We start from the raw sequence: 22,503 nt of genomic DNA, 5'->3' as shown, positions 1-22,503 counted from the left end.
ATCTATTCCGCTGCCTGAGGTTCGGGAAGGTGCACATTCTCGGCGGCAACTGGCGGGGGCGCGCTGTCCTTCTTTCGCGCAGCGCGGTCAGCCAGTTTTGTTCTCCACGAGCCATAGAGACCGAGGATACCCTTTGGCAGGAACAAGGTGACTATGATGAACAGCGCGCCCAGGGCGAACAGCCAGATTTCCGGGAATGCGGCCGTGAAATAGGTCTTGCCAAAATTGACCAATACGGCGCCGATGATGGGTCCGATGATCGTGCCACGGCCGCCCACGGCGACCCAGATGACCGCCTCGATAGAATTGGCCGGCTCGAACTCCGAGGGGTTGATAATACCGACCTGGGGCACGTAGAGCGCGCCGGCTATGCCCGCCATCATTGCTGAAATGGTCCAGACGAACAGCTTGTAGCGATCGACACGATAGCCAAGAAAGCGCATGCGGCTTTCCGCATCGCGGACACCGACGAGAACCTTGCCGAGTTTGGATCGAATGATGAAACTGGACACGAAGACGGCCAGCGCAAGAAACAGTGCGGTCGCCGCGAACAGCATTGAGCGGGTGGTTCCAGCCTGAATGTTGAAGCCGAGAATATCCTTGAAATCCGTCAGGCCATTGTTGCCGCCAAATCCCATGTCGTTGCGGAAAAAAGCCAGCAGCAGCGCATAGGTCAGCGCCTGGGTGATGATCGACAGGTAAACGCCGGTGACGCGGGAGCGAAAGGCAAGCCAGCCAAAGCCGAAGGCAAGCGCGCCGGGAACAAGAACGACCATCAGCGCTGCGAACCAGAAATTATCGAAGCCGTGCCAGAACCAGGGCAATTCCTTCCAGTTCAGGAAGACCATGAAATCTGGGAGCACCGGATCGGCATAGACACCGCGCGGGCCGATCTGGCGCATCAGATACATCCCCATCGCGTAGCCACCCAACGCAAAAAAGGCGCCGTGACCGAGCGAAAGGATCCCGCAGAAACCCCAGACCAGATCGAGCGCGACTGCCAGCAGCGCATAGGTCAGGTACTTGCCGATCAGCGAAACCAGATAGGTCGGGATATGAAGTGGCGAAGTTTGCGGCAGCAGGAGATTTGAAAGTGGTACGAGGAGAGCAATCGCGACGAGCAGCGCAATGGCAATCCCACCGCGCCGATCAACATGGGTGAAAAACCATTGGGTGATCATGCCTCTATCGCCCTTCCCTTGAGTGCGAAGAGACCACGCGGGCGCTTCTGGATGAACAGGATGATAAGCACGAGGACGACGATCTTGCCGAGGACAGCCCCAGCGAAAGGCTCGAGGAACTTGTTGGCGATACCGAGCGACATGGCACCAACCAATGTGCCCCAGAGATTGCCGACACCGCCAAAAACAACGACCATGAAGCTGTCGATGATATAGCCCTGGCCGAGATTCGGACTGACATTGTCGATCTGGCTAAGCGCCACGCCTGCAATTCCGGCGATGCCGGAGCCGAGGCCGAAGGTGAGTGCATCGACCCACGGCGTCCTGATTCCCATCGAGGAGGCCATGCGGCGATTTTGGGTGACTGCCCGCATCCGCAAACCGAGCATGGTCTTCTTCAGGACCAGTTGCAGGATGGCAAAGACGGACAGCGCAAAAACAATGATCCACAGGCGCGACCATGTGAGTGTGAGCAAGCCCAGGTCGAACGACCCTGCCATCCAGGACGGGTTGCCGACCTGCACGTTGGATGCGCCGAACCAGGAACGAATTGCCTGTTGCAGAACGAGCGAGATGCCCCAGGTCGCCAGCAACGTTTCAAGAGGACGTCCGTAGAGAAAGCGGATAATGCCGCGCTCGATGACCACGCCTATCCCGCCGGAAACGAGAAATGCGGCGGGGAGAGCTATGAGCAGCGAGTAGTCGAACAGTCCGGGCGCCGACGTCCGGATAATCTGCTGCACCACGAACGTCGTATAGGCGCCGATCATGACCATCTCGCCATGTGCCATGTTGATGACACCCATGACACCGAAGGTAATGGCAAGTCCGATGGCCGCGAGCAACAACACCGAACCCAGTGACAGGCCGTAAACGACATTCTGGATGGCGTTCCAGAATGCGAGCTTGGTATTGATGCTGTCGATAGCCGCCTTCGCCGCTTCGCCAACCGGACCCTGCACGTTCTCAAGTGGAGTAAGCAAACCCAGAGCAGCGCGGCTGTTGCCGGCACTCACTTCCGTGATAGCGGCAATTTTCACATCGTCTGCCGCGTCGGAATTCAGAACAGCAGCGGCTTTGGCCTGTTGCATGAGCGCTTTGACGCCCGCATCCTTCTCAACCGCGATGGCTTGATCCAATAGCGGGATCGACTCCGGATCGCGGGTCTTCAGGATAGCTTCTGCGGCCGAACGGCGCTCGGCGATATTGTCGCTCATCAGGGTCAGTCCGCCGATGGCAGCAGCGATATCACGGCGCAACCGATTGTTGACCTTGATCTTTTCAGCAGCCGACCGCGGCACGGGATCGAGTTTTGCTCCGGTCAGCGCATCGGTTGCGGCGTAGTCAGAACCGTCACGTTTGCCAAGAAAGACAGTCTTGTCGGCTTTGGCCACGTAAAGATCACCGGCACTGAGCGCATCGAGGATTTTGGAGACGCGGGGATCGCCGGTCTTGACCAAGTCCGAGATGGCCTTGGTCGTGTTCTCGAAATTGTCACCGGCAAGCGCCTGAACAAGCGGCCGCAGCGTCGCGTCATCAACAGTCTGCGCGTTGGACTGGGCAATGTGACAACAGAAGCCAAGCATCAGAATGAATACGGACAGCAGGCGGTTCAATCGCATCAATCAATCCTGTGTTGAAATTTTCGGCGGAAACTCCATCCCCACACGTAAGGTGGGGATGGAGTCAGCTTCGGATGTGCCCCGGACCCGAAGCCTGGGAGTTCGAACCCTAGTTGGTAACGCCGCCGCACTTGCCGCTGACAATGTTGAAATTGCCGCACGACATGGGCTTGCGCCAGTCAGAGATCAGGTCTTTGGAGCCCGGAAGATAATCGGACCATTCATCACCGACGACGAGGCCGGGGGTCTGGTAGACGATGTCGAACTGGCCATCGTCCTGCACTTCACCGATCAGCACAGGCTTGGTGATGTGATGGTTCGGCATCATGGTCGCGTAGCCACCGGAAAGATTTGGAACGGAGGTGCCGACGATTGAATCGATAACCGCATTGGAATCCGTGGTGCCTGCGGCCTCAACAGCCTTAACCCACATGTTGAAGCCAATATAGGTTGCTTCCATCGGGTCGTTGGTCACGCGCTTGTCGTTCTTCGTATAGGCATGCCACTCCTTGATGAACTCAGCATTGGCGTCCGCATCGACCGACTGGAAATAGTTCCAGGCTGCGAGGTGGCCGACGAGCGGCTTGGTATCGAGACCAGCCAATTCTTCTTCGCCGACCGAGAAGGCAACGACTGGAATGTCTTCAGCCTTGATGCCCTGGTTGGCGAGTTCCTTGTAGAAAGGCACGTTCGCATCGCCGTTGATCGTCGAAACGACGGCGGTTTTCTTGCCTGTCGAGCCGAACTTCTTGATATCGGAGACGATCGTCTGCCAATCGGACTGGCCGAATGGCGTGTAGTTGATCATGATGTCCTCATCTTTGACGCCTTTGGCGTTGAGGTAGGCTTTCAGGATCTTGTTGGTGGTCTGCGGGTAAACATAGTCGGTGCCGGCGAGAACCCAGCGCTCGACGCCTTCTTCCTTGGCGAGGTAATCGACAGCCGGAATAGCCTGCTGGTTCGGAGCGGCGCCTGTGTAGAACACATTGCGCGAGCTTTCTTCACCCTCGTACTGGACAGGATAGAACAGCATCGAGTTCAGCTCTTCGAACACCGGCAGAACCGATTTGCGCGAGGAAGACGTCCAGCAGCCGAATACGGCGGCGACTTTATCCTGCTCGATCAGCTGGCGTGCCTTTTCGGCGAAGAGCGGCCAGTCGGAAGCCGGATCAACCACGACAGCCTCAAGTTTCTTGCCGAGAACACCGCCCTTCTTGTTCTGCTCGTCAATCAGAAACAGCATCGTATCCTTGAGGGTCGTTTCGGAAATCGCCATCGTCCCGGAGAGCGAATGCAGAATGCCGACTTTGATCGTGTCGTCCGCGGCGCTCGCGGGTGACATGGCCAGGGACGCACCCATGGCGGCGGCCGCCAAAGTCCCGATAAATTTGGCTGGTAAATTGAACATTCAGGTGAACCCCTCTTTTGGTTGTTGGTACCAAAGGAGTTCTAAGCAACGAGCGTGCCAAGTCGTGTTCGTTGGTTAAAGACATCTGAATTATTCAAAATTATCAGCATATTATGGGTTTTCATAGTCAATGCATTTTTTGCAAGATGTTTGGTTCGGACGCTTTCGCAACCCCCTTTAGCTCATACTTTAGTCACATAGCTGTATATGCTGATTTAATAGGCATGGACAGAGAGTAAAGATGCTTTGATATGGCATTGGCCTCCGTTTGATGTATGGTACTTCGACACCAACTCTTCCAAGGACAAAAAATGGACATCCGTCAAATTGACGAAGATTTTGCTGTGACCGGCCAGATTTCACCGGATGACGTGCGCGATATTGTTGCCGCAGGCTATCAGGCGCTGATTTGCAACCGTCCGGACGGCGAATCGCCGGACCAGCCAGATTTCGCTGAAATTTCTCAGGTTGCCGAAAAAGCAGGCATTCCGATTTATTACGTTCCGGTTATCTCCGGTCAACTGACCCAGGACGACGTCGATGCCATGGCCAAAGCGCTGGAGGAAGCGGAAGGACCTGTCCTCGCCTATTGCCGCTCCGGCGCACGCTCAACCAATATTTATGGCATCGTCCAACAACAGAAGAGCTAACCTTAAAAGAACGCCTGGATGCCTGTCTGCGCGCGGCCTAGAATGAGGGCGTGCACGTCGTGCGTGCCCTCATAGGTATTGACGGTCTCAAGGTTCTGCGCGTGCCGCATGACGTGATAGCCGATCTGGATACCATTGCCGCCATGCATGTCACGGGCGACGCGGGCAATATCCAGCGCCTTGCCGCAATTGTTCCGCTTGATAAGACTGATCATCTCCGGCGCGACTTTGTCTTCGTCCATCAGGCGGCCAACGCGCAACGAGGCCTGTAGCCCGAGAGCGATTTCGGTTTGCATGTCAGCGAATTTCTTCTGAAAGAGCTGTGTAGCGGCGAGAGGCCGTCCGAACTGCTTGCGATCAAGCCCGTACTGCACTGTGCGCTGCCAGCAATCCTCTGCGGCGCCCATAACCCCCCACGAGATGCCGTAGCGAGCGCGATTGAGGCAACCGAACGGCCCTTTCAGGCCGGAAACATTCGGCAGCAAATGCTCTTCACCAACGACGACGCCGTCCATGACGATTTCGCCCGTTATCGATGCACGCAGCGACAGCTTTCCGCCGATTTTCGGCGCTGAAAGACCCTTCATGCCCTTTTCCAGGACGAAGCCCCTTATCTGTCCATCATGCGCGTCAGATTTAGCCCAGACGACAAAAACGTCGGCTATGGGTGAATTGGAAATCCACATCTTCGAGCCGGACAACTGGTATCCGTCCGCGACTTTTGTCGCGCGGGTTTTCATTCCGGCGGGATCCGACCCAGCGTCGGGCTCGGTCAGTCCGAAGCAGCCAATCCACTCACCCGAAGCAAGCTTTGGCAGGTATTTCTTGCGCTGCTCCTCGGAGCCGTAGGCATAGATCGGATACATGACCAGCGACGACTGGACGCTCATCATGGAGCGATAACCGCTGTCGACACGCTCGACTTCTCGGGCCACAAGGCCGTATGCCACATAAGATGCTCCGGCGGTGCCGTATTCCTCAGGCAAGGTGACACCGAGAAGGCCGGAATCGCCCATCAGCCTGAAAAGGTCGGGATCGGTCTTCTCCTCCAGATAGGCCTCTTCGATACGCGGCAGCAACTCGCTTTGCGCGAAGGCACGGGCGCTGTCGCGGATCATCCGCTCGTCTTCGGTCAATTGATCTTCCAAGAGAAAGGGATCAGTCCAGACAAAGGACGGCTTCGAATTGGCCATTTGAGTTTCCTCCTTGATTGTGGAAAAGACCTATCATCAAATTTGTGTCCAAAGCCAGATGGATGTCCAAATGTTTCCTGAGGACAGTCAACCCGCCGGATTTCCGTCGAAGGACGAATCCAGTATAGGTTTTCGATGGCTATCAAGCAGCTGACCGAAACAATCATAAACCAGATCGCCGCAGGCGAAGTCATCGAACGCCCGGCGAGTGTGGTGAAGGAGCTCGTCGAGAATGCTATCGATGCCGGCGCAACCCGCATCGATATCGTTACCGCAGGCGGCGGCAAGAATTTGATCCGCGTCAGCGACAATGGATCGGGGATTCCGTCTGACGAGTTAACTCTCGCCGTTGCGCGTCACTGTACTTCAAAGCTAACCGATGATGTCCATGACATACGCGCACTCGGCTTTCGCGGTGAAGCATTGCCATCGATCGGCTCGGTATCGCGGCTTTCAATGAAATCGCGGATAGCCGAGGCGGATTCCGGATTTGAAGTCAACGTTCACGGCGGACGCCTGGAGGGGCCTCGCCCGACGCCAATGAATGGCGGAACGATTGCAGAAGTCCGTGATCTGTTTTTCGCGACACCGGCACGACTGAAGTTCATGAAGACAGACCGCGCCGAAGCTTCAGCCATAAGCGATGTGGTCAAGCGCGTCGCAATCGCTTTTCCACATATTCGCTTTTCAATTGCCGGAAGCGACCGCACACCTTTGGATCTTGCCGCAACCGGCACGGGATCGACGGGTATGCTGGAGCGCATTTCGCAGGTGCTCGGCAAGGAGTTTCCCGAAAACGCCATTGCTATCGATGCAATGCGCGATGGTGTGCGTCTATCCGGCTTTGCTGGCATTCCTGCATTCAATCGCGCCAACAGCCTGCAGCAATTTGCCTATGTGAACGGACGCCCCGTCCGCGACAAGCAAATCTGGGGCGCGATACGCGGCGCCTATGCCGATGTGATTTCGCGCGACCGGCATCCAGTCGTCGTGCTTTTCCTCAATCTTGATCCGGCTCTTGTTGACGTCAATGTGCATCCGGCCAAAGCCGACGTGCGCTTCCGTGATCCCGGGTTGGTGCGGGGGTTGATCGTTGGGGCCATTCGCGAAGCACTCGGCCAATCCGGCATCCGTGCCGCGACCAGCGGTGCCGAGGCGATGCTGAATTCATTCCGACTTGGCGGCGTAGAACCAATCCGACCAGCAGCACAGCGCTGGCAAGGGGCTGCCGCGGTCAATCAGAACTACAATGTCCAGCAATCACCTTATCGTCCGTTCGCAACGGAGCCAGCCGCACTGCATGGTGGAGAGGGTTTTGCGGAAACGGTTCAGGCCTTCCTTTACGATGGTGCAACGGCGCTTGCCACAGACACACGGGCTGGGATGGCTGAGGCTCCACAGGAGCTGCTATCAGCGCCGCTTGGGGCTGCAAGAGCGCAGATTCATTCCAACTATATCGTCTCACAGACTGAAGACAGTCTGGTCATTGTCGACCAGCATGCGGCCCACGAGCGGCTGGTCTATGAGGCACTGAAAAATGCGCTTCATTCGAAGCCCCTGTCCGCGCAGATGCTGCTCATCCCCGAAATCGTCGATCTGCCGGAAGAAGATGTCGGGCGCCTTGTAGCCCATGCCGAGACACTGGCGCGCTTCGGCCTTGGTATTGAATCTTTCGGGCCAGGTGCGATCGCCGTGCGTGAAACGCCCTCCATGCTGGGAGAAATCGATACGCAGAAACTGATCCGCGATCTCGCTGATGAAATTGCCGAACACGATACGTCGGACGGTCTCAAAGCCATTCTCGATCACGTCGCTGCAACCATGGCGTGCCATGGCTCTGTTCGCGCCGGACGTCGCTTGAAACCCGACGAAATGAATGCCCTGCTGCGCCAGATGGAGGAAACTCCAGGCTCCGGTACCTGTAATCACGGCCGTCCCACCTATATTGAACTGAAGTTGACAGACATTGAGCGCTTGTTTGGCCGCAGGTGAGTCTTGACCGGCATGACCACGGGCGCCTAAATGAAATGAATTGATAAAACTGGAACGCATTTATGAACAGATTTGAAGGCCCTGGCTCGCGCGAAGCCAAAATCCGCTATCTCGACGGTGATTTCCAGGTCCTGTCGCCGGGCTCCTACGTCTTGTGTTCCGTTACCTCCGAAAAGATCCCGCTTGACGAATTGAAGTACTGGAGTGTCGCGCGGCAGGAAGCCTACGCCGACGCACGGATTTCATTGGAGCGCGAGATCGAGATGAACCCCGCTCTGCGTCAACGCAGCAAGGCCTGAGATGCGCTCGAGGCGCGCGGTACTATTTTCGCTTCTTGCTGCCGCTACGCTGGCAAGTGGCTGCACCACAGATAGCGCGAGCCGCGAGCCGGCCTATAGCGGACCAACGAAAACCATACGCGGTTATCTGCGAGGTTCCTCCTATGCGTGGCTTACGGCAAGTTCGGTCGTATACATAACCGCCTATGATGCCACGGGAGGGAATTCTTCCCACATGCCCAAGATCGGCGGGACGAGTTTCACACTCAACCGCAACGGGTATTTCCCCGTAGCATATGAGATCGAGATTCCAGCGAGCGGATCGGCGCCGCGCGTTGCGCTTTCCGTCGAAATTCGGCGTGGAGGCACCATTCTTTTCTCGAATGACCGCAATTTCAGCCAGACGACCGGACGCAATCTCGATATACCCATGCGCGAAGCACCGCCGAGGATCCGGAATTTCCGCGGGCGGTTATGAGCGTTTGAGAGAACGCACCCGGGCGCGATCTCGCGTTTCCCGAATGATGCGTAACGCAGTCTGAGGATGACTGAAGACGAGCTCAACCTCCAGAACCAGGACCCGCGACGCGAACTCTTTCACGGCCGGGCTACCGTCCAGCAACCGGACCTGGTCTTTTGCCGTTGTAATCAAGGTAAGACCGTCCTTGCCGGCGTCCCTTACAAGATCGGCAACGTCTTCGTCCTTATAGGGATGATGGTCGGGGAACGATCTTGTTTGCTCGACCTTGGCACCCGCCTCTTCAAGCGTCCTGAAGAATTTGGATGGATCGCCAATGCCCGCAAAAGCGAGTAACGGTCTATCTGCTATCCCTTCCAATGCTTTGGGTTTGAGGACGGCCTCGTAAACGGGCTTCGCCGCACGCGCAGCGTTCCGGACCAGTTTGTCAGCGCCGTTCGCTGTGCCGATCTTCAGCAACGCGTCGGTACGAACCAACTGGTCGATCAAGGGCGCGCGCAAGGGGCCACCCGGGAAGACGTGCCCATTGCCGATACCACGTCCGGCGTCGACGACGAGCAGAGCATAATCGAAGTGAAGACGGGCGCTCTGGAAGCCATCGTCCATGATGATGAAGTCGCATCCCGCGTCCTGCAGGGACTTCGCACCGGCCAGGCGATCTGTGCACACGACCACCGGTGCGTGCCGTGCGAGCAGCATCGGCTCGTCGCCGACATGGCGGGCACTGTCGTGGTCCAGATCAACGCGGTGCAGACCGGAGAACGCGCCGCCATAGCCACGCGAAGCAATGCCTGGCTTGAGACCTGCTGCAGTCGCCGCCTGCGCAAACGCTATGGATGTCGGCGTTTTGCCTGCTCCGCCCAGGGTAAAGTTACCTATGCACAGTACAGGCACAGGTATGGCTGGCGGTTTGGCCCGCCGAATACGCCGTCCGGCAACCATTCCATATATTTTTGAAAGAGGGCTCAGAGCCCGAGCGCGCCAGTCCGGTTTCTCCCACCAGAACGGAGGCGCCTCACTCGTCATTTCCAGCCGCCTTCGCGATTGCTCAGACGTGCCTGAAGAACCAGCGGCTGAATAAAAGGCTCAAGCGCCGTCATGGTGCGGGTCAGCGAACCGCGCATGTCTTCAACGGTCTTCAACCCGGCATCAATCATGATTTGGCGTTCTGCAGGGTTGTTGAAAAGGTAATTCACCGCCCCAGCCAGCATGTCCTTGTCGCGTACAAGCTTGGCGCCGCCATTCTTGATCAGACGCTGGTAGGAGTCGCGGAAATTCTGGACATTTCGCCCGGAAAGAATAGCGGACTTCAGCATGGCAGGTTCAAGGGGGTTTTGCCCGCCCTGGGCCGTCAACGAACGACCAACAAAGGCGATTTCCGTCAGCCGCAGATAAAGTCCCATGTCGCCTATCGTATCGCCAAGATAAATGTCGGTATCGGGCTCAATCTGATCGCCGCGACTTCGTAGCGCGACCTTCATGCCCAACTTCTCAATCTCGGCTGCAATCTGCGCTGCACGATCCGGATGGCGCGGAACAATGATCGTCAGCAAATCACGATGTCTTGCCTTCAACATATGGTGGACCTGAGCAACAACAGCCTCTTCGCCCTGGTGGGTTGAAATGGCCGCCCAAATCTTGCGCGTTCCGATCATACGCTGGAGCGAAGCGAGTTCTGCGTTGTTTACCGGCGGCACGGCCGTGTCGACTTTCAGATTGCCCGAAACTGTCACCGGTCTTGCACCAAGCGCGCGGAACCGTTCGCCATCGACTTCGGATTGGGCGACGACATGCGCAAGGTTTTCGAACAAGGCTTCCGCGATTGACGCGCGCCTGTGCCACGATGCGAAAGAGCGATCCGACAAGCGACCGTTGACGAGAACTTGCGGGACCCGGCGCGTCCCGAGTTCGAGGATCGTCATCGGCCAGATTTCGGATTCGCAGATGACTGCGAGATCGGGCTGCCAGTGGGTTAGAAAACGATCGACTGCCGGTTTCAGGTCAAGCGGAACGTATTGATGAATGACGCGGTCGCCGAGGCGTTCCTGCACCATCTTCGCAGATGTGACGGTGCCCGTCGTCAGGACCACATGGATACCCGTATCGATGATTGCTTCCACAAGCGGCGTGACAGCCGATGTCTCGCCCACACTGGCCGCATGAACCCAAATGAGTGGACCCGAAGGGCGGGCAACGCTCGCATTGCCGTAGCGCTCGCCATGACGACCGCGCTCTTCCTTGCCTTTGCTCGCGCGGAAAGCTACGTAGGCGCCAACGATCGGAAAGGCCGCCGCACCGACCCATCGATAGGTGCTCAGGACAAATCGAGCCCAACGTTCACTCATACTCTACCATCCACCAACTCATGCACCCGAACGGTGTTCGCATTCAAACTGTTGGTCAATTCGACACGTTTGGCTTCAAGCATTGCATCGTCGGCATCCTCCGGCACGAAAATAGGGTCGCCAATAATCAGCCCCGACCTGCCAAAGGGCAAGGGAATGGTGGTCTTGTCCCAGCTCTTCTCCAAGACTTTTCGTTTAGACGTCAGGTAGCAAATCGGGAGAATTGGACGGCCAGACAGCTTGGCAAGAAGGATGACGCCAATTCCGGATTCACGCGGCGTCCCGTGCGGGATATCAGCAATCATGGCAGCGGTCTTACCTTCCTTGAGGGCTTTTTTCAAGGCGAGCAAGGCGCGCGCACCACCTTTTACCGTCCCCCTGGCCCGATCTCTCCCGCCGGAACCGCGCACGATCTCGACGCCAAAGCGTTCAGCGACACGCGCATTGAGTTCAGCGTCCTTGCTTTTCGAGAACATGGCAACAAAGCGAACACCGCGCGGCATCAGGAACGGCGCCATCAGGTGCTGGCCGTGCCAAGCAACCGCGATGAAAGGTTCGCCACCGCGCTTCATTTCCTCAAGATCGGAGGAACCGGGAAGCCTCGGGTTGGTAGCATTGACCAGCCGGAAAAACTGCGTGATCAGAAAAGCGATCATCGAGCGGACCATCGGCGAGTTTGCCAAGGGGCCACGTACCCTTCGCCAAAAACGTTTCAGCATCCCGCTTTTTCGCCGGGGAGACTTGGTTACCACTGGGATGTGTTCACTCATGCCGATAATAGACCGCACGAGCGATCAGTCTGCCTTGCCTGTGACTGGATCCAGCAACTTATGCATGTGCACGATAAAATAGCGCATGTGCGCATTATCGACCGTCTGCTGTGCTTTGGATTTCCACGCACGCTGTGCGGTGTCGAAATTTGGGTAGATGCCGACAATATCGAGCTTGTCGAGATCGCGAAATTCCACACCGCCCAGTTTCTTCAGCTCGCCGCCAAAGACGAGATGAAGCAGTTGCTTTTGATCTGATGCGTTTTCGCTCATGGTTGCCCATCCAAATGATCGAATTGAAGTTACTGCCTGTTTATCCGAAGGCGGTTTCGGCGACAACGGCCAACATGTTATCCATTAGTAGACCGCTGGCGGCGACGAGCGCCTCATGCCGATAATCGCCGGTGCTGGTATTGCGTAAGCCGTAGGTGAGTGGCTTGCCATCCGCTGTCAAGACATTGCCGCCCGCCTCCGAAAGGATGAGGTCCGCCGCAGCCAAATCCCAGTCATGCGAGTTGGGGCGCACAAAAGTCCCGGCAATATCGCCGCGCGCCACCATGGCGATCCGATAAGCCAGCGAGGCCACATAAGGAGCATGTTCGATGGAGGAAAGGAACCGCTCGGGCAGTCTTTTCAAAAATGCACCAGGTCCCGCTACCTTGAATGGCTGGTTCTCGGCCTGAACGCGAATAGCACTGCCATTTTGCTCCGCGCCGAAACCCGGCAATGCCGTGAATATTTCCTCGCGCGCAGGACAGTCGAGCACACCCGCGACAGGCCGCCCATTTTCAATGACAGCAACGCTGACACACCAGACATCCTGCCCTTCGATAAAGGCTCGAGTTCCATCGATCGGATCGACCACAAAGAACCGTTGTCTCGGTGAGGCTACCCGTTCATCGAGGGTCTCTTCCGATATCCAGCCATAGTCGGGCCGGGCCGTCAGCAACATGTCCTTCAGATACTTGTCTGCAGCAAGGTCTGCCTCAGTGACCGGCGAATTGCCTGTCTTCATCCAGATTTGCGGCGCTTGCTTAAAATACGATAGCGCTATTCGACCTGCTCCCTCTGCAGCCTCACGTATCAGTTCGAGATCTTCGCGATTTTGTTTATTTGCCGGCAAGAGTCATGCCTTCGATCAGGAGAGTCGGGCTGGCAACACCGAAATTACGATCAATATCGTTGGCGGCAACGAGATTGAGAAACATCTCTTTCAGGTTGGACGCGATGGTGACTTCGCTCACCGGGTAAGCAAGTTCGCCGTTCTCGATCCAGAATCCCGAGGCACCGCGACTGTACTCACCGGTGACCATATCCACGCCATGGCCGAACAGCTCTGTAACGTAGAAGCCCGTCCCGACAGAACGGATGATTTCTTCGGGTGTCTTGTCTCCGGGTTCTATAGCGAAGTTGGTCGAAGATGGGACAACCGTCGAACCAGAACGCACACCCCGGCCATTTGTGGTCAAGCCCAATTCCTTGGCTGTCGAGGTCGAGAGGAACCAGTGCTTGAGCACACCATTCTCAATCATGTTGAGCGGCACGCCCTCCATCCCTTCGCCATCGAACGGACGTGAGGACGAGCCGCGAACCCGCAATGGATCGTCGGTGACATCGATCGCGTCCGAGAGAACTTTCATCCCCATGCGATCCTTGAGAAAACTGGTCTTGCGCGCAACCGAGGCTCCATTGATCGCACTGGCGATGTGACTGGCAATGCCGCGGGCAACGCGCGGATCGAAGACGACGTTAACGCGGCCGGTCTTTGCCTGACGTGCACCAAGGCGCTTGACAGCCCGCTCGCCGGCAGAGCGACCAATGGCCTCAGCATCGTCCAAAGCGTCGAAATAGATACGCGACGAAAAATCATAGTCGCGTTCCATGGCAGTGCCGCTTCCGGCAATGGCACTGACCGAGCGCGAAAAGCGCGAACCCATATACTGCCCGGCAAAGCCGCCAGACGTAACAAGCACAAGCCCACCCATTCCCGCCGACGCCGATCCGCCACCGGAATTGGTAACGCCTTCGACAGCAAGAGCGGCTTCTTCTGCGGTCAGGGCTGCCTCGGTCAATTGCGCTGCGTCGACTACCGTCGAATCATAAAGATCGAGGTCACGGATGTTGCGCACGAGATTTTCGGGGGCGGCAAGCCCTTCAAATGCGTCGTCCGGTGAAACTTTGGCCATGGCGACGGCGCGCTCCGCCAAAACTTTCGGATCAACGCCGGCATTGGCCGAAACACTCGCAACCTTGCGTCCGACGAATACGCGCAATGAAAACTCGTCGCTTTCCGAGGATTCCGTCGATTCGACTTTTCCGAGCCGAACAGTCACGCCTGTCGAGCGCGAACGTACGACAACCGCATCGGCGGCATCAGCCCCCGCACGCTTTGCAGCTTCCACAAGTGCCGCCGCATTGTCTACGAATTCGCGGGAATTTACCGGCTCGGTCATTTTCGTCTCTAACGTTGATTGCATGATAGGATGCAAGGACTTATCTGACGAAAGTCAGATGCATTCCTTCCTATATGGTGCAAATTGGGGTCTATCAAGGCAAGCTAACGCAACAATCTCACAGCCGAGGTCACAAATATATGCTCTCGCAAAGCGGCAACCTCTATTTTCAGGCACTGGCACTTCTCGCGGGGGCAATAGTTGCGGCGCCGCTGTTCAAGCGTCTTGGGCTCGGCACGGTTCTTGGATATCTCGCTGCTGGCCTACTGATCGGACCTCTGGCCAATCTCATTACCGATGGTGAACAGGTCCTGCATTTCTCCGAACTCGGCGTCGTGTTCCTGCTTTTCGTCATCGGTCTCGAATTGAAGCCCTCGCGTCTCTGGACATTGCGCCATGCGATTTTCGGCCTTGGTGCCGCGCAGGTCATCGTAACGGGTGCTGTGCTTACCGGGCTGATCCTCGCTTTGAACTTGATGATGTGGCAGGCGGCAGTTGTGACCGGGTTTGGTCTGGCACTGTCTTCGACAGCATTTGCCATGCAGATATTGGAGGAGCGCGGCGAAACAGCCACGCAGCACGGTCAGACTTCGTTCGCCATCCTGCTATTTCAGGACTTGGCCATCGTTCCCTTGCTGGCGATGATCCCTGTCCTTGCGCCTGGCTCTGCCCAGCACGCGGCGGATCCGCTGGGCCAGTTTCTCATTGCGGTCATCTGTATTGGTGCAATCGTCGCAGTCGGACGCTATCTCCTCAACCCCCTGTTTCGCTTCATTGCCAATACGGGCGCGCGCGAAGTCATGATTGCCGCGGCGCTATTCGTCGTGCTCGGTGCAGCTGTTCTGATGCAGTTCGCCGGGTTATCGATGGCCATGGGCGCCTTCATCGCCGGCGTTCTTTTGGCGGAGTCTTCCTACCGGCATGAGCTCGAAGCCGATATCGAACCATTTCGCGGTGTGTTTCTCGGCCTGTTCTTCATGGCTGTCGGGCTCTCGCTGGATCTCGATGTCATTCTCTCCGACTGGCTGGCAATCCTGCTTGCAGTACCGGTCTTCATGGCGATCAAGGCGCTCGTCGTCTATCTGCTGGCACGGCTCTTTCGCTCCGATCACAACGATGCAATCCGGATTGCTTTCTTTCTACCGCAAGGCGGCGAGTTCGGCTTCGTATTGTTTTCCGCGGCCGCTGCATCTGGCCTGATGAGTGTGTCTACAGCTTCAGAACTGGTGGCAGTCGTAACGCTTTCGATGGCCGTCATGCCGTTATCCGTCGCGCTTGGAAACAAGTTTCTAGCCAATCCGAACGCCGAAGACGAGATCGACGAGGACTTCGATGGAGCGGGTGCAGATGTGATGATGATCGGTTTTTCGCGTTACGGTCAGATCGCGGCGCAAATTCTGCTTGCTGGTGGAAGCGACGTGACTGTGATCGACGCATCCGCAGATCGGATACGCGCGGCAGGACGATTCGGATTCCGCATTTATTTCGGTGATGGCACGCGCAAGGAAGTTCTGGAAGCTGCGGGAATACGGCAAGCCAAGATCGTTGCCGTCTGCACACATATAAAAGAAACGACGGATCAAATCGTTGAAATGATCCAGGCGAACTATCCGGATATCAAGCTGTTCGTCCGTTCGTATGACCGCGTTCACACGTTGAAGTTACGAGCGCGCGGGGTTCACTACGAGCTACGCGAGACCCTGGAGTCCGGCCTGGTGTTTGGCCGCCGCACGCTGGAAGAACTCGGGGTTGGCGAAGAACTTGCCCATGAAATCATGGAGGATATTCGGCGGCGCGATGAGGACCGGCTGCATATCCAGGCGTCGGAAGGCCTGACAGCCGGCAACGATCTGTTGTTGACGCGACCGGTGACACCAGAACCGCTGATCAAGCCGACACGCGAAGCCAAGCGTATCGATACGGTTCCTGATGAGGAAATGGAGCCCGACGCCACTCCGGCTGAGTAGGCGTATTCACTCCAGTTCGCGATGCTCGACATAGGTAATGGCGGCATCGACCGCTCGTTTCAAGTCTTCCTTGATGCCGGCCGAGTCGCGCAATACCTGCTCAACGCGGAGAAAATCGAGAACTCCGAACCGTGCGACGTTTGGGCGGAGGAAAATTGCCGGCGGATCGGTACGCAGGCGTGTCGCGATGATCGACTGCATCATCAACTGACTGGCGCCGAACATCGCATCGATGGACGACGGAAACTTGCCGAGATCGCCTTCCGGTCCTCCAACGACATCGATAGCGATCACGAACTGCGCCTTGTCCTTCAGGTGATCGAACGGGACAGGGTTGTAGATGCCGCCATCGATGAGAATGCAATCGTCCCGACGCACGGGGCGGAACAATGCCGGTATGGCGGCTGACGCCGCGATGGCGCTGTAGAGATCACCTTCGGCGATCGGCACCTCTCTTTGACCGTAAAAGTCGGTGGCGGTTACACTCAGTGGGATAGTCAATTCCTCAAACGTTTCCGGAATGCGATCGGGAAGAAAACTCTTAAGCACCTTTTCAATGTTGAACTGGCTGAAGCGGATACCACCGCCCAGCATTTCACCAAAACTGGCGGGGCGCATACGCCACAGCCGCGCCGCAATTTCAGCGCGCCGCGACAAGGTGGCGATCGCATATTCGCGGATGTCACGGCCGGACATGCCTGCCGCCATGCCTGCGCCCATGATTGCACCGATGGAGGAACCGGATATTGCCGTCGGCCGTATGCCTAGCTCGTCCAGGGCCTCGATAACGTTGATATGAGCCAGCCCCCTCGCCCCACCACCGCCGAATGCAATGGCGAAAGTCGGCGTATCAGCGCTATTACCCGCGCCATTTGATCCATCCATCTCTTGCAGATCGCGAGCGATCATGGCGCTCCCATCCTTCTCAGGATTGTGGCGATCCGACGATGAGAATAGCCGGATCCGTTTCAAGCAATTTTTTGGCTGCGGCTTTCACCTGATCGAGCGTAACAGCATTGATCAGCTCGGCGCGCTTGTCGATATAGTCCCGGCCGAGATTTTCGTCCTGCAAGCCGATAAGCGTACTGGCGACAGCCGACGACGAGTCGAGATTGTTCACGGCATAGGACCCGACAAGGTATTTCTTGGCCTCGACAAGTTCGTCTTCCGTCGGGCCGTCCTTGGCCATTTTTGCGATCTCGGTTTTCAAGATCTGCAGGGTTTCGTTGGCACGATCAGCGCGGGTGGCCGTGTTCACCATCAGCGCCGCCATATGATCGCGTGTAACGAGATTCGAGCCCGCCGAATAAGCAAGACCGCGCTTTTCGCGTACCTCGTTGTAAATGCGCGAAGAGAATGTGCCGCCGCCAAGAATATGGTTCATAATATAGGCGGGGAAGAAATCTGCATCCTGACGACGGACACCGGGATAAACCATGGAGATCGATGTCTGCGGCAGAGCGTAATCGACGCGCGTAGTTTGACCAAACGCAAGCTTGGCCTCGCTGATGGTCTCAAGTTCAGCTTTCTCCGGAAGGTCGCCGAATACCTTGTCAAGCAGCGGGCTCAACTCTTCCGGGCTGATCGAACCGACAACTGCGACGATCAGATTATCGCGGGCGAAATTGCGTTTGTGAAAGGTTGCCAGATCATCATGGGTGATCGAATTCAGGCTCGCTTCGGTGCCTTCTGAACGACGCCCATAGGGATGATCGCCATAAAGCACTTCTGCGAATTTACGTCCGGCTATCGTGTTGGGATCGCGTTCAGACGACTTGATCCCGGCAACAATCTGCTGACGAATCCGGTCAATCGGGGCTTGATCGAAACGAGGCTTGTTGACCGCCAGTGTCAGAAGATCAACGGCTTGATCCCGCTTCTCGGCGAGCATACGAATGGATCCCGTAACGTCGTCATCGTCGGCGTTGAAGCCCATCTCGGCGCCGACGTCGTCAAGCTTCTCCTGAAAAGTTTCCGAATCGAGATCCCCGGCGCCTTCATCGAAGAGGCCAGTCATCAAATTGGCAAGACCTTCCTTGCCGTTAGGATCCTGTGTCGATCCGCCCTTGAACGAAAAGCGCATGGAAATCAGCGGGACGAAATCGTCCTGCACCAGCCAGGCCTTGATGCCTTTCGGCGAGACAACTTCCTTTATTTCGACTGCATAACTCGGAGCAGCGGAAAACAGGATCAGGAAAATCAGGGCGGCAAATCGCCTCATGATTGGCGCGGTCATTGGACGGCCCCTTCTGCAGGCGCTTCTGGTTGTTGTGCTTCTGCGGGCTCTTTGTCCGATTTCTGATCAGGTTTCCCGTCCTCCGGCATGAGATAGCTCGTAACCGAACGGCTATCGACAAGATAACGCTGCGCCACAGTCTGGATATCCTGAACCTTTACCGCGCGGATGCGGTCGGGCCATTCCTGGATGTCCTGAATGGTTTGTCCAGTCGAGAGCGTCGAGCCATAGATTCGCGCCATGCCAGCCTGACTGTCACGGGCGAAAATCACGCTTTTCAGGAAACGATTGCGCGCCTTCTCGAGTTCATCTTCCGTTACGCCATCCTTGATGATGCTGGCGATCTGAGCGTCGATACCAGCTTCGACTTCGGTCAGGGTCGCTGTACCGCGCGGCGAACCGTAGACACCGAAACTGCCGGTATCCAGCGACCCGCCTTGATAATACGCGCCGGCGCTTGCAGCAGTTCCGTCGGTGATGACCAGTGATTGGTAGATGCGGCTGCGGTTGGATCCACCCAGAATTTCGCTCAAAAGATCCAAGGCTTCAGCTTCCCCCGGTTTGGCACTGGTATAGGAAGGAGCAAGCCACATCTTCTGGAAACTCGGTTGCGAAACCCGCGGGTCGGCCAATGAGACAGTACGCTTGGTATTCTGCTCCGGCTCCTGCGGACGCTCGCGTTTTCCGGGCTCTGCCCGGCGCGGAACCTTGCCATAAGTCTTTTCCGCAAGCGCCTTCACCGTAGCCAGATCGACATCACCCGAGACGACAAGCGTCGCGTTATTCGGGGTGTAATATTTGACGTAAAATGCAAGCGCGTCCTTGAGATTCAACTGCTGCATTTCGTGCAGCCAGCCAATCACCGGCATCCGGTATGGATGGTTCTGATAGAGCGTCGCATTGACCTCTTCCGCAAGCAAAGCTGAAGGGTTGCTGTCCGTCCGAGAGCGGCGCTCCTCAAGCACGACATCGCGCTCGGTCTTGACCACATCGTCATTGAGAATGAGATTTTCCATACGGTCGGCCTCATAGGTCATGACCATTTCGAGAGCCGATGGCGCTACTTGCTGATAGAACGCAGTGTAGTCGTAAGAGGTAAAAGCATTTTCCTGTCCGCCGATCTCGGCAACCTTGCGGGAAAATTCACCAGCTGGATAGGTCTTGGTGGCTTTGAACATGAGGTGTTCAAAGAAATGTGCGATGCCAGATTTGCCAGGTTCCTCATCTGCTGAACCGACGTGGTACCACATCATGTGGGTGACGACGGGCGCGCGATGATCGGGAATCACGACAACTTCGAGTCCATTGTCCAGATGGAACGACGAAACGTCATCTTTATTGGTTGTCTCGATCGCCTTCGCGGTTTGCGGAACCGTATCTGCACGCGCTGGAACGAAGGAAACAGCCGCAAGGGTCGATGCGCCGACCAGGACAAATACCGCAAGGGCGCGGCTTAAAATGAAGGACATGCAGATCGATCCAGTTCTGTTTCACGAATAGCGATACAATCGCGGTCTTTACGACTTCAATGTGACAAGCCGTATAACCGTTCCGCCGTATGGACGTTCTTCGACAACCGAAAATCGCGGATCGAGTTCGACCAAAGCTTCAGCCTCTTCCTCAAGCACCAGAAGTGTGTCGGGATTGAGCCAACCGCCATCAAGTGCGGATTTGAATGCCATCTCGCCGAGGCCTCTCCCATAGGGGGGATCGGCAAAGACCAGATCAAATGGCTCGATGGTGCCTGCGTCGCCAAGTTTCGTCGCATCACGGCGGAATATCTTGGTGTTACCGAGCAGACCGAATGCCTCGACGTTGGTGCGGATCAGTCCGCGCCCTTCAGTCGATTCTTCAATGAACACACCATAGCGAGCGCCGCGTGACAATGCCTCAAGGCCCAGTGCGCCTGTACCGGCGAACAGGTCGAGTACGCGCGTCGATTCAAACTTCTCGGGATAGTTGTGCACCAGAATATTGAAAAGGCTTTCGCGCGTACGGTCGGTCGTCGGCCGTATGGCGTTGGAGGCGGGCGTCGCCAAGGCACGCCCGCGAAATCTGCCACCGACAATTCGCATGGCTTCAGGTCCTAGGATTTGGGTTTGTCGCCACGCGGAGAACGACTTGCGCCGCCACCGGTCCGGCCTCTCGGTGGACCTTTGGGCCCGCCATATGGCCGGTCTCCGCTTTTGCCATCCTGACGGCCGGCCGATCGCGTCGGCTTGCCGCTTGCCCCGTATGGACGTTCGGCACGCGCTGGGCGATCACCCTGAGCTGGACGCTCACCCCTCGCTTCCCGCTCCTTCAATTCGGCACGCTCCCGCTTGCCGACGCGTGGCGGGCGATCCGGACGAGGTCCGTCCCTCGATCCTTCCGGCCTTGCCGCGCTGAATGCGCGCTTCGGTCGTTCGGCGCTGTCGCCTTCGCTTCGTGGGGAGCGTGGAGAAAAACTGCGCGGCTTGTCGCCGGCATAACCAGCTGACGAACGGCCGCCGGTGGGGCGATCACCGGCAGGACGGTCACCGGCAGGCCGAGCGGAGCCTTCGCCGAAACGCTTCGGCTTGTCGGCACGCGGGCTGTCCGAACGGTTTCGCTCTTCTCGCGCTGCCACGGCCTTCGCCCTCGCCTTACCCATCGGACGCGCGCCAGGCGCCATCCAGACATTGGCGCCGCGAGACTTGCGCGGAGCTGCGGCTTCGTCTTCCTTGCGCTCCCGATCAGCTTTCGATGACACGCCGTGTTGGGCGCGCGGCTTTCGATCGTCTTCGCGTGGCGCGCGTGCAGGGCGATCCTCACGAGCGCTGCGGGGCACTACCGGCCGCTCATTACGATCCGTCGTCCAGCGTGAGAGGGACTCCTCACGCTTCTCGTCCTTCGATTTACGCGGCCCTCGGGCCTTGGCGACAGGAGCGCTGGAAATCCATTCGGATGCGCGGCGCTCCGGACGCTCGCTCGGTTGCTGGACCGCCTCACCCTTCACCGCATCATTGGAGAACACGTTAATAATCGGTGCCTCGAAATCCGCACCGGATTCCTCGATCAGCCGTTCGCCAAGCTGGTCGCGCAAGGTTCGACCATTCATTTCGCGCACCGAGCCTTCCGGCAGATCGCTGAGCTGGAACGGTCCGTAGGAAATGCGGATCAGCCGGTTGACTGAAAGTCCAAGTGCGCCAAGCACATTTTTGACTTCGCGGTTTTTACCTTCGCGCAAGCCAACCATGATCCAGACGTTCGAGCCCTGTTCGCGTTCCAGGGTCGCTTCTATCGCGCCGTAGAAGACGCCATCGACTGCAATGCCATCCTTGAGCGTATCGAGCTTTTCCTGGGTAATGCTGCCATGAGCACGAACACGATAGCGGCGGAGCCAGCCGGTGGACGGCAGTTCAAGAGCGCGAGACAGGCCGCCATCATTGGTGAGAAGCAACAACCCTTCCGTGTTGATATCGAGACGACCGACGGAAAGAACGCGCGGCATATCCTTTGGCAAGGATTCAAAGACGGTCTGGCGCCCTTCCGGATCACGGTTGGTCGTTACGAGACCTGCGGGCTTGTGGTAGAGCCAAAGACGTGTGCGTTCCTTTTGCGGCAAAGGCTTGCCATCGACTTCGATGCGATCGGCAGGCATGACATTGATGGCCGGGCTTTCGAGCCGCTTGCCATTGACGGACACGCGGCCCGCAGCGATCATCGTTTCGGCCTCGCGCCGAGAGGCTATGCCGGCGCGTGCCAAGCGCTTGGCTATACGCTCGCCTTCTTCGGCCGGTGCTTCGTCACGCGGCGATTTGCGCTGGTCGACTCCGCGCTTGGCGGGAGCGGCGCCGTCGAACTTGCGTGGGCCTCTGGCGCGATCGCCATCATTGCCTCGCTTGTCGAAGCTGCGCTTTTCAAAGGGACGTTTGCCGCCCTTCCCGTCATCATTTGAACTTGTCATGG

Annotated in this window: 20 protein-coding genes; 5 read left to right on the top strand and 15 right to left on the bottom strand. The window is 57.2% G+C overall.

Features of this window, described 5'->3' with window-relative positions; translation table 11 throughout:
- Positions 1 to 2 precede the first annotated feature (2 nt).
- The 3 genes from urtC to urtA all read right to left on the bottom strand — a co-directional run bounded on the left by urtC (position 3) and on the right by urtA (position 4,163).
- Positions 3 to 1,181: an urea ABC transporter permease subunit UrtC gene (gene urtC / locus FHS21_RS05235; protein WP_112525933.1), complete on the bottom strand. Its 1,179-nt coding sequence runs from the start codon at positions 1,179 to 1,181 to the stop codon at positions 3 to 5.
- On the bottom strand, positions 1,178 to 2,803 hold the full coding sequence (gene urtB / locus FHS21_RS05230; protein ID WP_112525935.1) for an urea ABC transporter permease subunit UrtB: 1,626 nt from the start codon (positions 2,801 to 2,803) through the stop codon (positions 1,178 to 1,180). Before urtB ends, urtC begins: the two co-directional genes overlap by 4 nt.
- Positions 2,804 to 2,912: 109 nt before the next feature.
- A complete protein-coding gene (urtA, locus tag FHS21_RS05225; RefSeq protein WP_370637266.1) occupies positions 2,913 to 4,163 on the bottom strand; it encodes an urea ABC transporter substrate-binding protein in 1,251 nt (416 codons plus the stop codon).
- Between the two features lie 359 nt (positions 4,164 to 4,522).
- Here urtA and FHS21_RS05220 point away from each other — a divergent pair, with 359 nt between their 5' ends.
- Positions 4,523 to 4,861, top strand: a complete 339-nt coding sequence (locus tag FHS21_RS05220) for a protein tyrosine phosphatase family protein (RefSeq protein ID WP_112525939.1) — start codon at positions 4,523 to 4,525, stop codon at positions 4,859 to 4,861.
- 2 nt (positions 4,862 to 4,863) lie between these two features.
- Here FHS21_RS05220 and FHS21_RS05215 read toward each other — a convergent pair whose 3' ends face one another.
- Complete coding sequence (locus FHS21_RS05215) at positions 4,864 to 6,054, bottom strand: acyl-CoA dehydrogenase (protein ID WP_112525941.1); 1,191 nt, start codon at positions 6,052 to 6,054, stop codon at positions 4,864 to 4,866.
- A 135-nt stretch (positions 6,055 to 6,189) separates the two neighbouring features.
- Between FHS21_RS05215 and mutL the strand changes: the two genes are divergently transcribed.
- From mutL to FHS21_RS05200, 3 genes are all read left to right on the top strand, one after another.
- Positions 6,190 to 8,046, top strand: coding sequence for a DNA mismatch repair endonuclease MutL (gene mutL, locus FHS21_RS05210; protein ID WP_112525943.1), 1,857 nt, complete (start codon positions 6,190 to 6,192; stop codon positions 8,044 to 8,046).
- Positions 8,047 to 8,108: 62 nt separating this feature from the next.
- On the top strand, positions 8,109 to 8,345 hold the full coding sequence (locus FHS21_RS05205; protein ID WP_112525945.1) for a DUF2093 domain-containing protein: 237 nt from the start codon (positions 8,109 to 8,111) through the stop codon (positions 8,343 to 8,345).
- A gap of 1 nt (position 8,346) precedes the next feature.
- Positions 8,347 to 8,802: a hypothetical protein gene (locus FHS21_RS05200; RefSeq protein ID WP_112525947.1), complete on the top strand. Its 456-nt coding sequence runs from the start codon at positions 8,347 to 8,349 to the stop codon at positions 8,800 to 8,802.
- Here FHS21_RS05200 and lpxK read toward each other — a convergent pair.
- The 6 genes from lpxK to FHS21_RS05170 are packed head-to-tail and all read right to left on the bottom strand — an operon-like array spanning position 8,797 to position 14,370.
- Positions 8,797 to 9,828: a tetraacyldisaccharide 4'-kinase gene (gene lpxK / locus FHS21_RS05195; RefSeq protein WP_112525948.1), complete on the bottom strand. Its 1,032-nt coding sequence runs from the start codon at positions 9,826 to 9,828 to the stop codon at positions 8,797 to 8,799. The two genes, FHS21_RS05200 and lpxK, sit on opposite strands and share 6 nt — an antisense overlap.
- Positions 9,825 to 11,147, bottom strand: coding sequence for a lipid IV(A) 3-deoxy-D-manno-octulosonic acid transferase (gene waaA, locus FHS21_RS05190; RefSeq protein ID WP_112525950.1), 1,323 nt, complete (start codon positions 11,145 to 11,147; stop codon positions 9,825 to 9,827). Before waaA ends, lpxK begins: the two co-directional genes overlap by 4 nt.
- The gene (locus tag FHS21_RS05185) at positions 11,144 to 11,917 is read right to left on the bottom strand and encodes a lysophospholipid acyltransferase family protein (protein ID WP_183661181.1); all 774 of its coding nucleotides are present in this window, start codon (positions 11,915 to 11,917) and stop codon (positions 11,144 to 11,146) included. Before FHS21_RS05185 ends, waaA begins: the two co-directional genes overlap by 4 nt.
- Before the next feature lie 24 nt (positions 11,918 to 11,941).
- On the bottom strand, positions 11,942 to 12,190 hold the full coding sequence (locus FHS21_RS05180) for a DUF4170 domain-containing protein (RefSeq protein WP_112525954.1): 249 nt from the start codon (positions 12,188 to 12,190) through the stop codon (positions 11,942 to 11,944).
- 40 nt (positions 12,191 to 12,230) lie between these two features.
- Positions 12,231 to 13,040, bottom strand: coding sequence for a 3'(2'),5'-bisphosphate nucleotidase CysQ (locus FHS21_RS05175; RefSeq protein WP_112525956.1), 810 nt, complete (start codon positions 13,038 to 13,040; stop codon positions 12,231 to 12,233).
- The gene (locus tag FHS21_RS05170; RefSeq protein ID WP_112551489.1) at positions 13,027 to 14,370 is read right to left on the bottom strand and encodes a TldD/PmbA family protein; all 1,344 of its coding nucleotides are present in this window, start codon (positions 14,368 to 14,370) and stop codon (positions 13,027 to 13,029) included. Before FHS21_RS05170 ends, FHS21_RS05175 begins: the two co-directional genes overlap by 14 nt.
- Before the next feature lie 140 nt (positions 14,371 to 14,510).
- Between FHS21_RS05170 and FHS21_RS05165 the strand changes: the two genes are divergently transcribed.
- Complete coding sequence (locus tag FHS21_RS05165) at positions 14,511 to 16,337, top strand: monovalent cation:proton antiporter-2 (CPA2) family protein (RefSeq protein WP_112551488.1); 1,827 nt, start codon at positions 14,511 to 14,513, stop codon at positions 16,335 to 16,337.
- Between the two features lie 6 nt (positions 16,338 to 16,343).
- Here the strand turns inward: FHS21_RS05165 and FHS21_RS05160 are convergent, their stop codons facing one another.
- Genes FHS21_RS05160 through FHS21_RS05140 form a run of 5 tightly spaced genes read right to left on the bottom strand, consistent with a single transcriptional unit; the run spans position 16,344 to position 22,501 of the window.
- On the bottom strand, positions 16,344 to 17,246 hold the full coding sequence (locus FHS21_RS05160) for a patatin-like phospholipase family protein (protein WP_246410838.1): 903 nt from the start codon (positions 17,244 to 17,246) through the stop codon (positions 16,344 to 16,346).
- A 16-nt stretch (positions 17,247 to 17,262) separates the two neighbouring features.
- Entirely contained in the window at positions 17,263 to 18,573 is a 1,311-nt protein-coding gene (locus FHS21_RS05155; RefSeq protein ID WP_183661178.1) for a M16 family metallopeptidase, read from the bottom strand.
- The gene (locus FHS21_RS05150) at positions 18,570 to 20,042 is read right to left on the bottom strand and encodes a M16 family metallopeptidase (protein WP_183661175.1); all 1,473 of its coding nucleotides are present in this window, start codon (positions 20,040 to 20,042) and stop codon (positions 18,570 to 18,572) included. The genes FHS21_RS05155 and FHS21_RS05150 overlap by 4 nt, the downstream gene beginning before the upstream one ends.
- Before the next feature lie 48 nt (positions 20,043 to 20,090).
- The gene (gene rsmD / locus FHS21_RS05145; protein WP_112551485.1) at positions 20,091 to 20,648 is read right to left on the bottom strand and encodes a 16S rRNA (guanine(966)-N(2))-methyltransferase RsmD; all 558 of its coding nucleotides are present in this window, start codon (positions 20,646 to 20,648) and stop codon (positions 20,091 to 20,093) included.
- 11 nt (positions 20,649 to 20,659) lie between these two features.
- On the bottom strand, positions 20,660 to 22,501 hold the full coding sequence (locus FHS21_RS05140) for a pseudouridine synthase (protein WP_183661172.1): 1,842 nt from the start codon (positions 22,499 to 22,501) through the stop codon (positions 20,660 to 20,662).
- Between the last annotated feature and the right edge of the window lie 2 nt (positions 22,502 to 22,503).

Source organism: Phyllobacterium trifolii, assembly GCF_014192095.1.
GTDB lineage: Bacteria > Pseudomonadota > Alphaproteobacteria > Rhizobiales > Rhizobiaceae > Phyllobacterium > Phyllobacterium trifolii.
This window is presented reverse-complemented; position numbering and strand designations above follow the sequence as displayed.

Coding starts and splice junctions, on each gene's coding strand:
- FHS21_RS05185 (WP_183661181.1), bottom strand. CDS start 11,917: ATGAGTGAACACATCCCAGTGGTAACCAAGTCTCCCCGGCGAAAAAGC.
- FHS21_RS05215 (WP_112525941.1), bottom strand. CDS start 6,054: ATGGCCAATTCGAAGCCGTCCTTTGTCTGGACTGATCCCTTTCTCTTG.
- FHS21_RS05160 (WP_246410838.1), bottom strand. CDS start 17,246: ATGATCGCTCGCGATCTGCAAGAGATGGATGGATCAAATGGCGCGGGT.
- FHS21_RS05205 (WP_112525945.1), top strand. CDS start 8,109: ATGAACAGATTTGAAGGCCCTGGCTCGCGCGAAGCCAAAATCCGCTAT.
- FHS21_RS05180 (WP_112525954.1), bottom strand. CDS start 12,190: ATGAGCGAAAACGCATCAGATCAAAAGCAACTGCTTCATCTCGTCTTT.
- FHS21_RS05150 (WP_183661175.1), bottom strand. CDS start 20,042: ATGTCCTTCATTTTAAGCCGCGCCCTTGCGGTATTTGTCCTGGTCGGC.
- rsmD (WP_112551485.1), bottom strand. CDS start 20,648: ATGCGAATTGTCGGTGGCAGATTTCGCGGGCGTGCCTTGGCGACGCCC.
- lpxK (WP_112525948.1), bottom strand. CDS start 9,828: ATGACGAGTGAGGCGCCTCCGTTCTGGTGGGAGAAACCGGACTGGCGC.
- mutL (WP_112525943.1), top strand. CDS start 6,190: ATGGCTATCAAGCAGCTGACCGAAACAATCATAAACCAGATCGCCGCA.
- urtC (WP_112525933.1), bottom strand. CDS start 1,181: ATGATCACCCAATGGTTTTTCACCCATGTTGATCGGCGCGGTGGGATT.
- FHS21_RS05200 (WP_112525947.1), top strand. CDS start 8,347: ATGCGCTCGAGGCGCGCGGTACTATTTTCGCTTCTTGCTGCCGCTACG.
- waaA (WP_112525950.1), bottom strand. CDS start 11,147: ATGAGTGAACGTTGGGCTCGATTTGTCCTGAGCACCTATCGATGGGTC.
- FHS21_RS05155 (WP_183661178.1), bottom strand. CDS start 18,573: ATGACCGCGCCAATCATGAGGCGATTTGCCGCCCTGATTTTCCTGATC.
- urtB (WP_112525935.1), bottom strand. CDS start 2,803: ATGCGATTGAACCGCCTGCTGTCCGTATTCATTCTGATGCTTGGCTTC.
- FHS21_RS05220 (WP_112525939.1), top strand. CDS start 4,523: ATGGACATCCGTCAAATTGACGAAGATTTTGCTGTGACCGGCCAGATT.
- urtA (WP_370637266.1), bottom strand. CDS start 4,163: ATGGGTGCGTCCCTGGCCATGTCACCCGCGAGCGCCGCGGACGACACG.
- FHS21_RS05165 (WP_112551488.1), top strand. CDS start 14,511: ATGCTCTCGCAAAGCGGCAACCTCTATTTTCAGGCACTGGCACTTCTC.
- FHS21_RS05170 (WP_112551489.1), bottom strand. CDS start 14,370: ATGACCGAGCCGGTAAATTCCCGCGAATTCGTAGACAATGCGGCGGCA.
- FHS21_RS05140 (WP_183661172.1), bottom strand. CDS start 22,501: ATGACAAGTTCAAATGATGACGGGAAGGGCGGCAAACGTCCCTTTGAA.